11 protein-coding genes are annotated in these 11904 nt (G+C 73.7%); 5 read left to right on the top strand and 6 right to left on the bottom strand.

Annotation, left to right across the window (positions count from 1 at the left end; genetic code table 11):
• Positions 1-20 precede the first annotated feature (20 nt).
• The gene (locus FHS22_RS35325) at positions 21-620 is read right to left on the bottom strand and encodes a TetR/AcrR family transcriptional regulator (protein ID WP_184948559.1); all 600 of its coding nucleotides are present in this window, start codon (positions 618-620) and stop codon (positions 21-23) included.
• Positions 621-803: 183 nt separating this feature from the next.
• Here FHS22_RS35325 and ureA point away from each other — a divergent pair, with 183 nt between their 5' ends.
• The 4 genes from ureA to FHS22_RS35305 all read left to right on the top strand — a co-directional run bounded on the left by ureA (position 804) and on the right by FHS22_RS35305 (position 6757).
• The gene (ureA, locus tag FHS22_RS35320; protein WP_184948558.1) at positions 804-1682 is read left to right on the top strand and encodes an urease subunit gamma; all 879 of its coding nucleotides are present in this window, start codon (positions 804-806) and stop codon (positions 1680-1682) included.
• 37 nt (positions 1683-1719) lie between these two features.
• Positions 1720-3369 (top strand): urease subunit alpha, encoded by a 1650-nt coding sequence (locus tag FHS22_RS35315; RefSeq protein ID WP_184948557.1) that lies wholly within the window; start codon positions 1720-1722, stop codon positions 3367-3369.
• A gap of 217 nt (positions 3370-3586) precedes the next feature.
• A complete protein-coding gene (locus tag FHS22_RS35310) occupies positions 3587-4573 on the top strand; it encodes an agmatine deiminase family protein (RefSeq protein ID WP_184948586.1) in 987 nt (328 codons plus the stop codon).
• A 330-nt stretch (positions 4574-4903) separates the two neighbouring features.
• Complete coding sequence (locus tag FHS22_RS35305) at positions 4904-6757, top strand: tetratricopeptide repeat protein (RefSeq protein ID WP_184948556.1); 1854 nt, start codon at positions 4904-4906, stop codon at positions 6755-6757.
• Positions 6758-6850: 93 nt separating this feature from the next.
• Here the strand turns inward: FHS22_RS35305 and FHS22_RS35300 are convergent, their stop codons facing one another.
• Both FHS22_RS35300 and pdxR read right to left on the bottom strand, forming a co-directional pair.
• Positions 6851-7252, bottom strand: a complete 402-nt coding sequence (locus FHS22_RS35300) for a hypothetical protein (RefSeq protein WP_221474525.1) — start codon at positions 7250-7252, stop codon at positions 6851-6853.
• 244 nt (positions 7253-7496) lie between these two features.
• Positions 7497-8915, bottom strand: a complete 1419-nt coding sequence (gene pdxR / locus FHS22_RS35295) for a MocR-like pyridoxine biosynthesis transcription factor PdxR (RefSeq protein ID WP_184948555.1) — start codon at positions 8913-8915, stop codon at positions 7497-7499.
• Between the two features lie 93 nt (positions 8916-9008).
• Here pdxR and FHS22_RS35290 point away from each other — a divergent pair, with 93 nt between their 5' ends.
• Positions 9009-9296, top strand: coding sequence for a putative quinol monooxygenase (locus FHS22_RS35290; protein WP_184948554.1), 288 nt, complete (start codon positions 9009-9011; stop codon positions 9294-9296).
• Positions 9297-9306: 10 nt separating this feature from the next.
• Here FHS22_RS35290 and FHS22_RS35285 read toward each other — a convergent pair whose 3' ends face one another.
• From FHS22_RS35285 to FHS22_RS35275, 3 genes are all read right to left on the bottom strand, one after another.
• Positions 9307-10311, bottom strand: a complete 1005-nt coding sequence (locus FHS22_RS35285; RefSeq protein ID WP_184948553.1) for a phosphotransferase enzyme family protein — start codon at positions 10309-10311, stop codon at positions 9307-9309.
• 74 nt (positions 10312-10385) lie between these two features.
• Positions 10386-11033, bottom strand: coding sequence for a response regulator (locus FHS22_RS35280; RefSeq protein ID WP_184948552.1), 648 nt, complete (start codon positions 11031-11033; stop codon positions 10386-10388).
• On the bottom strand, positions 11024-11904 hold an 881-nt coding region (locus tag FHS22_RS35275), incomplete at its 5' end, for a sensor histidine kinase (RefSeq protein ID WP_184948551.1). The genes FHS22_RS35275 and FHS22_RS35280, both read right to left, overlap by 10 nt.

The raw sequence follows: 11904 nt of genomic DNA, 5'->3' as shown, positions 1-11904 counted from the left end.
GCGATCCGGCCCGGTCCCGGTCAGGACCCGATGCCGCACATGATCTCCTGCACGGCCTGGTCGCGGGCCCAGGCCGCGTCGCAGCCGGGCAGGCCGAGCAGCACGTCGTTCGCGAGGCTGTCCATCACCCGGCACGCCCGCCTCGCGTGACCCTCGGCGTCGCCGATCGGGCGGAAGAGCCCCGCCCCGATGCCCCGGGTCACGATCCCGGCCAGCTCCCGCACCCAGGTGCCGGCGAACCCGGCGATCCGGGTCAGGGTCTCCTCGTCCTCCGGGGGCCGGGCGACGGCCTGGGCCCACAGCCGCCAGCGCACGTCCTTGGCGCCCGCGGGCAGGTACAGCTCCGCGAAGCGGACGGCCGCCTCGCGCGGATCGGCCACGGCCGCGAGCTCGGCGGTGCGGCGTTCGGCCAGTTCGTCCTCGCTGAGCAGTAGCGTGGAGACCAGGATCCGGTCGCGCCTGCCGAAGTAGTACATGACGTGGCCGCTGCTCATGCCCGCCCGCTCGGCGATGTCCCGGACCCGCACGCGTTCGGGCCCGACCTCGTCGATCGCCAGCAGCGCCGCCCGCAGCACGTGCGCCCGCACGTCGGGGCGCTCCAGCCGGGTCAGGGGCTCCACCCTGGACGGCCCGGCCTCCGGGGGGCGCCCGGACGGATCCGCTCCCGCGGGTCGCGTCCCCCCTGGTCGCGGTCGCGTGCTCTCCGGCGGTGCGGCGGGCTCCGGTTCGGCAGTCATGAGTGACACCGTACCGGCTTAGAATGCTGCTCTAAGTTTGAAGACCGTTCTAACAGGAGGGTGGCCGTGCGACTGACACCGACCGAGCGCGACCGGTTGCTGCTGTTCACCGCGGCCGAGCTGGCGCGGGCCAGGAGGGCGAGGGGGCTGCGGCTGAACGTTCCGGAGGCCACCGCGCTGATCGCGGACGCGGTCTGCGAGGCCGCCCGGGACGGGGCCCGGCTCGCCGAGGCCGTCGAGGCGGGGCGGGGCGTGCTGGGCCCGGAGGACGTGCTGCCCGGCGTGGCCGACATCGTGACCGAGGTGATGGTCGAGGCCGTCTTCGACGACGGCACCCGGCTGGCCGTGGTGAACGATCCGATCGGGGGCGGCTCCCTCGGCCTGGACGCGCCCGGAGCCGTGATCGAGCCGGCCGTGCGCGACGCCGCGGGGGAGCCCGCCGGGGGGAGCGCCGGGAAGGCCGCCGGAGAGGCCGCCGCCGTCCACGCGGGGGCCACGACCCGCGCGGGCACCGCCGTCCGCACGGACCTCCCGGCGGGCGCGGCGGCCGGCCCGCGGGGCGCGGGCCCCGCCGCCGGGGCGGAGCCGCCGGGCGCCTTCACCGGCCCGGACGGCACCGGCCGGGACGACGTGACGGAGGTGGAGGTGGTCAACACCGCCGCCGTACCGATCAGCGTCACCTCGCACTTCCACTTCTTCGAGGTCAACCCCCGCCTCCGGTTCGACCGGGGCGCGGCCTACGGGCGCAGGCTGGCGATCCCCGCGGGCTCCACGGTCCGTTTCGATCCGGGCGAGAGCCGTACCGTCCCGCTGATCCCGATCGGCGGCGCGCGGGTCGCGATCGGCTTCGCCGGGCTGGTGGACGGGGCGCTGGACGCCCCCGGAGCCTTCGAACGCGCCATGGAGAAGGCGCGGGCCTGCGGCTACCTGGGCGGTGGCGCATGAGCGGTCTTCCGGTCACCGGCGAGGGGACGGTCCACCAGTGAGCGTGTACGGCCCGCGCAAGGGCGACAGGGTGAGGCTCGGCGACTCCGGCCTCGTGGTCGAGGTCGAGCACGACTCGCAGAAGCCCGGCGAGGAGTTCCTCGCCGGGTTCGGCAAGACGGCCAGGGACGGCCTGCACCTGAAGGCCGCCTCCATCGGGGAGACCTGCGACCTGGTGATCAGCAACGTGCTGGTCCTCGACCCGTTCCTGGGGGTGCGGACCGCGTCCATCGGCGTCCGGGAGGGGCGCATCCACGCCGTCGGCCGGGCCGGGAACCCCGACACGCTGGACGGCGTGGACGTGGTGGTGGGCACCGGCACCACGATCGTCTCCGGTGAGGGGCTGATCGCCACCGCCGGCGCGATCGACACCCACGTGCACCTGCTCAGCCCGCGCATCATGGAGGCCTCCCTCGCCTCCGGCGTCACCACGGTCATCGGCCAGGAGTTCGGGCCGGTCTGGGGCGTCGGGGTGAACTCGCCGTGGGCGCTGCGGCACGCGTTCAACGCCTTCGACGCCTGGCCGGTCAACATCGGCTTCCTGGCGCGCGGCTCGTCCTCGCACCCGGCACCGCTCGTCGAGGCCCTGGTGGAGGGCGGCGCGAGCGGTTTCAAGGTGCACGAGGACATGGGAGCCCACACCCGGGCGCTGGACACCGCGCTGCGGGTCGCCGAGGAGCACGACGTGCAGGTGGCGCTGCACACCGACGGCCTGAACGAGTGCCTCTCTGTCGAGGACACCCTCGCCGTGCTGGAGGGCCGGACGATCCACGCCTTCCACATCGAGGGCTGCGGCGGCGGCCACGTGCCGAACGTGCTCAAGCTGGCCGGGGTGGCCAACGTCATCGGCTCCTCGACCAATCCGACGCTGCCCTTCGGCCGGGACGCCGTCGCCGAGCACCACGGGATGATCGTCGCGGTGCACGGCCTCAAGCCCGAGCTCCCCGGTGACGCGGCCCTGGCCAGGGACCGCATCCGGGCGGGCACGATGGGAGCCGAGGACGTGCTGCACGACCTCGGGGTCATCGGCATCACCTCCTCCGACGCCCAGGGCATGGGCCGGGCGGGCGAGACGGTCCGCAGGACGTTCGCGATGGCCGGGAAGATGAAGGCCGAGCCGGGCGCGGAGGGCCGCAACGACAACGAGCGGGTGCTGCGCTACCTGGCCAAGCTGACGATCAACCCGGCGATCGCGCACGGGCTGGCCCACGAGATCGGCTCGCTGGAGCCGGGCAAGCTCGCCGACGTCGTGCTCTGGCGGCCGGACCACTTCGGCGCCAAGCCGCAGCTCGTGCTCAAGGCCGGGTTCCCGGCCTACGGCGTGACCGGTGACCCGAACGCCTCCACCGACACCTGCGAGCCGCTGGTGCTGGGCCCGCAGTTCGGCGCGCACGGCGCGACCGCCGCGGACCTGTCGGTGGCCTTCGTCGGCCGGGCCGCCGCCGAGTCCGGCGGCGACCACATGACGACCCGCCGCAGGCGCGTCGGCGTGCGCGGCACCCGCGACATCGGGCCGGCGGACATGATCCGCAACTCCCGGCTCGGCTCCGTCCAGGTGGACGCGCTCGGCCGGGTCAGCCTCGACGGCGAGGAGCTCCGCTCGGCCCCCGCCGACGCGGTCTCCCTCAGCCGCCTCTACTTCCTCTGACGCACTTCCGGGACCCGGGGCCCGCGCACCCCGGGGTCCTCACCCCCGAATCCCCGCACACCCGAATTCCCGCACACCCGAACCACCGCACATCCGAACCACCGCACATCCGAACCACCGCACATCCGAACCGCCGGCGCGGCCGAATCACCGGTACCCCCTCCGCCGGACCGCCCTTTTTCGAGAACTCTCCGACAGGAGCCAGCACGTGTTCTTCATGCCGCCCGAGTGGCACCCGCACACCCGCACCTGGATGTCCTGGCCGGTCGCCGGATACGCGCTGACCGACGCCGAGGCGTCCTACCGGGCCTGGTCCTCCGTGGCCAACACGATCGTGCGCTACGAGCCGGTCACCATGGTCGTCGACCCGGGCGGGCGCGAGTCCGCCGCCCGCTGGCTGGACCCCCGGGTCGAGGTGATGGAGCAGCCGCTGGACGACTGCTGGATGCGCGACAACGGCCCGACCTTCCTCCTGGACGGCCGGGGCGGCCTGGCGGGCGTCGACTGGACCTTCAACGGCTGGGGCTGGCACGCCCACGCCAAGGACGACCTGGTGGCCGGGGCGATCCTGGAGCGGACCGGCGCCCGGCGCCTCCGCTCGGAGCTCGTCAACGAGGGCGGCGGCATCCACGTGGACGGCGAGGGAACGGTGATCGTCACCGAGACCGTGCAGCTCGGCGGGAAGCGCAACCCCGGCTGGACCAGGGAGCGGGTGGAGGGCGAGCTCCGCGCCCGGCTCGGGGTGGAGAAGGTGATCTGGCTGCCGCGCGGCCTGACCGCCGACTACGGCCCGTACGGCACCAGCGGCCACGTGGACCTGCTGGCCTCCTTCGCCCGTCCCGGCCTGGTGCTCTGCCACGTCCAGCCCGACCCGTCCCACCCCGACCACGAGGTCACCCGGGAGAACCTGGCGATCCTGCGTTCCTCGACCGACGCCAAGGGCCGCCCGCTGGAGGTCGTCGAGCTGCTCGCGCCGGAGACCCGGGAGGCCGGCGGGGAACTGGTCGACTACTCCTACATCAACCACTACCTGGCCAACGGACTGGCCCTGCTCTGCTCGTTCGACGACCCGCGGGACACGGAGGCCGCCGAAATCTTCGCAAAACTGTTTCCCGAACGTACGATCGAGTCGGTGGACGCGCGCGACATCTTCGCCCTGGGCGGCGGCATCCACTGCATCACGCAGCAGCAGCCTCGCCCCTGAAAGGTCGGCTCACAGTGACGTCTCTGCTCACTCTTGTCCAGGGAATGTCCGCATCTGGCCAGCATTATGCATAGATCTTGTCAATCCGCGCGCATGCTGCGAATACTTCCATTTGTTCTTAAGTGCGAGGAAGGTATGCAATGAAGCCCGTGATCGTTCACAAGCCCGGCACCGTCGCTCTCACCGGGGCCGCCAGCCCCAAGCACGTCGGCTGAGGCAGCCCGGACAGAGCCGGCGCCCAGCGATGGGCGCCGGTCCGCGGCGCCGTGCGAGACGGCCCCGTAGCCTGAGAGACGACAACCCTTCGAGACGACCGACGCAAGGAGTCCGGTGAGCCGGGGACCACTCGCCGCGCAGGGACCGGGCCTTCCGCCTCTGCTCCTTCCTCCCGTGGACGCCGACCGGCGCCTGCGCGGGCCGTACACCGCCGGGGGCGCGATCGCCTCCGCCGTGGTGCCCGACGCCCGCCCGGAGCTGATCGCCCGCTACGACATCGAGCTGCGCGCCGTCGCCCCCGACCTGCACGACCTCGTCCCCGCCCGGCGTGAGTCGGTCTCCGCCCGCCTGCCCCGGGCGGAGCGCATCCTGGTCCACGCGCCGCGCCGGACACTGCGCATCGCCAACGGCCTGGCCGAGTTCCTCCGCGAGCACCTATCCGGGACCGGCCCCCGCACGATCGTCGTCGAGAACGCCGCCGAGGCCGACCCCACCGACCGCGAGCTCCTGCGGGTGCTGCGCCGCCGGATCGGCCCGGAGCTGCTCTCCCTGGTCGTCGGCGAGGAGGCCGCGCCGGAGGCCGAGCTCAGCCCGGCCGAGCACGACAAGCGCGCCGACGTGCTGGAGCGGCAGGGCACGGTCGGCGCCCGGCTCGGCGCGATCCCCTACCACCGCGAGCGCGGCTCGGACCCGCGCAGGGCGGTGGAGGCGCTGCGGTTCGCGGTCGAGTGGTGCCTGGAGGCCGGCTGCCACCACGCCGTGGCTGAGCTGGGCCTGCGCGCGCTCCCGCTGGTCGATCCGGAGGCCGAGCCCGACCTGTGGTGGCGGTTCCTGCACAGCACCGCGACCGCCCTCGGCTCGCTGCACCGCGAGGAGGAGTCCGAGGCCCTGTTCGACCGCGCCCGGCGGGAGAGCGTCTCCCCCGTCACGCACGCGGCGGCCGCCTACTCCACCGGCATGCTGAAGGTCCGCCACCACGACCCGGCCCGCCGCGACCTGGACGCCGCCCTGGCCTGGGTGAACCAGGCGATCGCCATCTCCACGCTGCTGCCCGACCCGGCCGAGCGCGCGTTCAAGCTCGGCTTCGACCTCAACGGCCGGGCTCTGATCGAGGTGCGGCGCGGCCGCCCCGCCAAGGCACTGGAGCTCGTCCAGCAGGCGGTGGACCTGGCCGACCGCGCGCTCGCCCCGCACGAGCACCCGATCCACCGGCTGGTCCTGCTGGCCAACCGGGCGCAACTCGCCGTCATGCTGGGCCGTCCCGAGGACGCCCTGGAGGATCTGGACCGGGTGATCGCCGCGGACCCGGGCTACCCCGACTACTACATCGACCGGGGCAACCTGCTGCACCGGCTCGGCCGGACGGACGCGGCGGTGGCCGACTACGAGACGGCGATGGAGGCGGGTCCGCCCTTCCCCGAGCCGTACTACAACCGGGCCGAGATCCGCTTCACCGCCGGCGACCACTCCGGCGCCCTCGCCGACCTGGACCACGCCCTGGAGCTGGATCCGGAGTTCGTGGACGCCCTGGCCAACCGGGCCGGGCTCCTGGCCGCGCTGGGCGAGTACGGCAGGGCCCGGGCGGACGCGGAGGCGGGACTCGCGCTGGATCCCGCCAACCCGTACCTGCTGTGCGCGCTGGGCCAGGTGGAGGCGGCCGCAGGCCGGCACGCGGAGGCGAGGACCGCGTTCGACCGGGCGCTGGAACGTTCTCCCTCGCTCACGGCCGCCTGGGCCGGACGGGGCGCCCTGGCCTACGAGGCCGGCGACCCGGCGGGCGCGGTGGCCGACTTCACCCGCGCCCTGGAACCGGGCGCGGACCCGGCGCTGCTGTTCAACCGGGCGCTGGCGCTGCGCGCGGCGGGCCGGGCGCAGGAGGCGGCGGCCGACCTGGCCCGGGCGCTGGAGCTGGATCCCGGCGACGAGGACGTCCGGCGGGAACTGGCCGCGCTGCGCGGCGAGGGCTGAGCACCCGGGGCACCCGGGGCACCCGGGGACCGTCCCAGGACGGTCCCCGGGAACGGGGCCGGACCGTCGGCCGGCGGCCCCCTCAGGACCCGGTCACTGCTTGCACCGGAGCGGCGTGATGAAGCCGTCGCCGTTCTCGTCGTGCATGTCCCCGTAGAAGTTGTCCTGGGACGTCCACCCGTGGGTGGAGGTGCCCTTGATCCGCACGTACCACCAGGTGTTTCCGTAGCTGTTGTCGTACCAGCACAGGAAGTACACGTAGGTGTCCTTCGCGGCCCAGGTCACGTTGCCGCAGCCGGAGTAGGGGCCGGTCTTGAGGTTGACGCCCTTGTTGAGCCAGGCGGCGCCCTCGCCGTTCTCGTTGTGCTTGACGCTGCAGTTCGGTGCGGCCGCCTGCGCGGTGGCGGCACCGGCGGCCCCCACGGTGGAGGCCGCCAGGAGGAGGCTCAGCGCGGCGCGGCGGGCCAGGAGAAGACGTCGTCCGGGTGTCGGCATCGTCGTATCCCGTTCTGGAGAGGGGTGGGCGGAGTACGGCCTCCCTGGAGGAGGACGCCTCCCACGAGATGGTCGAAGGCAACTGTGGCAACGGCGGAAGGACGGGTCTATGTCGGCCCGGAACATTCGACGGCCTGCTTTTTTCGCCTGGATGTCACTCCCGGGTCCACCTCGGTGTGCCCCCGGAGCCGTAGGCGGTCGGTGACCGGGCGGCAGGACGGCCGGCGAGGAAGGCGGCCTCCCGCTACCGGCGGGGGCGGCCTTCGAGCACCGCCGCGATCTCCGCCGCGGCGAACGACGCCCGGGACGGCGAGAGCCGGCCGTACCCGATGACCAGGGCCGGCCGGAGGCGGCGGCGGGTGTAGCGCGACAGGGGCATCACGGCCACCCCCCGGCGCTCCAGGCGGTCGGCGACGTCGCGGTCGTCATGCCCGGGCGGCAGCGAGAGCACCAGATGCAGTCCCGCGGCGATCCCCTCGACGGGTCCGGCGTCGCGGATGACGGCGTGGCCGTACAGGGCCGCGAGCACCGCCTCCCTCCGCTCGCGGTACAGCGTGCGGGCGCGGCGCAGGTGCCTGTCGTAGTCGCCGGTGCCGATGAGCCGGGCGAGCGCCAGTTGGTCGAACACGCCGGGGCCCGCGCCCGACCTTTCGAGAGCTCGGATCACCGGGTCCCTCAGATGGGCGGGAGGCACCATCCACCCCATCCGCAGGCCCGGGTGCAGGGTCTTGCTCGCGGAACCGAGGTAGGCGACGTTGTCCCGGTCGAGGGCCGCCAGCGCGCCGATCGGCTTGCGGTCGTACCGGAACTCGGCGTCGTAGTCGTCCTCCAGCACGACGGCCGAGCGCTCCGCGGCCCACGCCAGCAGCGCCCGCCGCCGCTCCGCCGACAGCGCGGCGCCGGTGGGGAACTGGTGGGCGGGCGAGCAGAGCACCGCGTCCGCGCCCGTCCGGCCCAGCTTCCCGACGTCGAGGCCCTCCCCGTCGACGGCCACCGGTTCCACCGCCATCCCCGCGTGGGCGGCCGCATCGCCGAGCCGGCCCCACCCGGGATCCTCCACCGCGAGCCGCGAGGCGGACCGCCGGGCCAGGACGCCCGCCAGCAATCCCACCGCGTGCGTGGTGCCGCAGGTGACGACCACCTCCTCGGGAGCGACCGCCACCCCCCGGGTCCGTCCCAGGTAACCGGATATGACCTCACGCAGCCGCCGCACGCCCCCGGCCGGGGGGAACACGTCCGCGCCCCCGCCGGTCGCGAGGACGTGGTGCATCGCCCGGCTCCAGGCGGCGGCGGGAAAGCCCGCCACGTCGGGCGCGCCGGGCCGGAGATCGGCGGCGACCGGCGAGGGCGCCCGCGTGGAGGTCCTCTCCGGCGGGACCGCCGGCCGCGCCGGCACGTCCGGCGCCACCCGCGTGCCCGACCCCTGCCGTGCCGTGAGGTGCCCTTCGGCGACGAGCTGCGTGTACGCCTCGTTGACGACCCAGCGTGAGCAGCTCAGCTCCTCGGCGAGCGCCCGGCTCGGGGGCAGCGCGTCACCGGGGCCGAGGCGGCCCGCCAGGATGGCGGTCCTGATCGCGGCCGTCAGGCGCTCGTGCAGCGCCCGCCCGTCACCGGGCACGTCGAGGAGCAGGCCGGTGATGCGATTGGTCCGGTTCGACGGCATGAGAGTGGACTGTATCACCGGACCACTTCGCCCTAATCTCTGGATCGGCCCTGTCGCAGGGCCCCTATCACGGAGGAGAACACCATGGCACCGATGACCACCCCCCTGACTGTCATCGCGCGGATGCGCGCGAAGGAGGGACGCGAAGCCGCCCTGCACGACGCCCTGACGGCGCTCGTCGCACCGACCCGGCGGGCGCCCGGCTGCCTGGCCTACGACCTTCACACCGAGGTGGGCGAGCCCGCCCGCTTCTGGTTCTACGAGGTGTGGCGCCGCCCCGAGGACCATGCCATGAACCTGGAGTCTCCGCATATCACCGGCTTTCTCGGACAGGCGGCAGGCCTGCTCGACGGTGATCTGGAGGTCCACTTCCTCGACTAGGACGGAGCCGTCAGGCGGGAGGACGGCCCGTCAGGTAGCGCTCGGCCAGCTCGCAGCTGCCCAGGGTGTAGCCCGCGCCCAGCTCGGCGGCGATGTCCACGCCGGTGTGGGTGCCGATCCAGGCGACCAGCAGCAGCCGGCGGAACATGACGAACGTCCAGATCTCGGCCTCCTCCTCGGCGGGGAGAGCGGTGACGGTCCGGTAGCCCCGGAGCCACGCCTCGATCATCTCGGGGACCTGCGGGTGGTGCTCGATGAAGCTGAGCGCCGCCGCCAGGTCGTAGAGGTACCAGCCGAGACCGCAGTCGTCGAAGTCGATGACGCTGGGCGGGCCGTCGCCGGTCACCAGCAGGTTGGCCAGGCGCAGGTCCGCGTGGATCAGGCCGTAGCGGCCGGAGCCGCGGCCGAACCGGTGCAGCCGCTCGCGCAGTTCCTTGTCCAGCCGGTCCAGCACGGCCAGCGCCTCGGGCTCCATCCCGAGGCCGTCCCGCCAGTGCCCCCAGCGGGACTCGCTCCCCAGCGCGGCGTCGTAGTCCCAGTGGAAGCGGGTGAACCCGGCGGGCCGGCGCCAGGTCCGCGCGTGCCGGTGCATCCGCGCGGTGACGGCGCCGAGCCGTTCGAATCCGTCGACCAGCCGGTCCTCCGGCGGCTCCGTCCCGGGCAGGAACTCGAACATGACGCAGTCGCGGGGCGGCTCCCCCGGAACGGTCAGCACCCGGGAGCCGTCCGGAGCCGGGATCACTCTCGGGGTCCTGACGCCGGCCTCCTCGCGGAGCGCCTCCAGCCAGGCCAGCTCGGAGGCGATCGCGGCGGTCGGGTGGTAGCCGAGCCGGTGCACCCGCAGGATCGAGCGGGCGCCGGTCTGCGGGTCGTCCACCCGGAAGGTGGCGTTCTCCGAGACGTTGATCAGCGTGACCTCCGCCCGGGGCAGGCCGTGCAGGCGCGCCGCCGTACGGGCCGTCTCGTGCACACGGACCAGCACGTCGCCGCCTGCCGACAGGTCGTGGGCCTGCATCGGTCTCCTCCCGGCCGCTCACGCAAAGGCTCGGATCCTATCCGACCCCGCGCCCGCCGGGACCACGGCTCCTCTCAGGACCGGAGGTAGGCCAGCACCGCCAGGACCCGGCGATGCTGGTCGCCGTCCTCGGCGTGCAGGCCGAGCTTGGCGAAGATGCTGCGGATGTGCTTCTCCACCGCGCCGTCGCTGATCACCAGCTGGCGGCCGATGGCCGGGTTGGACCTGCCCTCCGCCATCAGGCCGAGGACCTCGCGCTCGCGCGGGGTGAGGGAGGCCAGCGGGTCGTCGCGGCGGCGCCGTACCATCAGCTGGGCCACCACCTGCGGGTCGAAGACCGTGCCGCCGGCCGCGATCGCGCGCAGCGCCCCCATGAAGTCGTCGACGTCCACGACCCGGTCCTTGAGCAGGTAGCCCACCGCGCCGCGCGCGTCGGCGAGCAGGTCGTCGGCATAGGAGACCTCCACGTACTGGGACAGGATCAGCACCGGCGCCCCCGGCACCCTCCGCCGGGCCTCGACCGCGGCCCGCAGGCCCTCGTCGGTGAAACCGGGCGGCATCCGGACATCCACCACGGACACGTCGGGGCGGTGGGCGGAGACGGCCTCCACGAGGCCGTCTCCGTCGCCCACCGCCGCCACCACCTCGCAACCGAACTCCTCCAGCAGCATGATCAGGCCCGACCTGATCAGCACAGCGTCGTCGGCCACGACTACCCGCACGGCACCTCCGCCACGATCACCGTCGGCCCGCCCACCGGTGAGTCCACCGACAGCTCGCCGTCCACCGCCCTGAGGCGGTCGGCGAGGCCGGACAGGCCGTGTCCCTTGGCGACGTGCGCGCCGCCGACCCCATCATCCCCGATCGTGAGCATCAGGACGCCGCCGGTCTTGCTCAGCGTCACGGTGCAGACGGTGGCGTGGCTGTGCTTGGCGATGTTGGTCAGGGACTCGGCGACCACGAAGTAGACGGTGTTCTCCACCGCGGCGGGGAAGCGCCCCTCCACCTGGACGTCCAGGTCGACCGGGACGGTGCACCGGCCGGCGAGCGCGGCGAGCGCCGGGGCCAGGCCGCGGTCGGTGAGGACCGGCGGGGCGATGCCGCGCGACAGGGCGCGCAGCTCGTCCAGGGTCTCCCGGGTCGAGGTGATGGCCTGCGAGAGCATCTGCTCGACGGCCTGCGGGTCGCGCTTGAGCTGGCGCTGGGCCCGGGACAGGTCCATGGCCAGGGAGACCAGGCGCTGCTGCGGCCCGTCGTGGATGTCGCGCTCCAGCTTGCGCAGCGCGTTGGCCTCGGCCGAGACCGCCGCGGCCCTGCCCTCGGCCAGGTCGTCGATGCGATCGTGCAGCTCGGCGACGCCGGTCAGCATGGCCCGGCTGAGCCCGGCCTGCGTCAGCGCCGCGCCGCGGGTCACCACCGGCAGCGTGATCGCGAACAGCACGCCGATCGCGGTGTTGAAGATCACACCGACCAGCACACCGTCACCGAAGCCGAGCAGCTCGGGCAGGTTGTTGTTGTCCGGGATCGACTCGAGGATCCACCCGTAGACCGGATAGGTCAGCCCGAAGATCGTCCCGGCCCACCAGGTCACCG

The organism is Thiemannella venezuelensis (genome assembly GCF_014203605.1).
Lineage (GTDB): Bacteria > Actinomycetota > Actinomycetes > Streptosporangiales > Streptosporangiaceae > Planomonospora_A > Planomonospora_A venezuelensis.
This window is presented reverse-complemented; position numbering and strand designations above follow the sequence as displayed.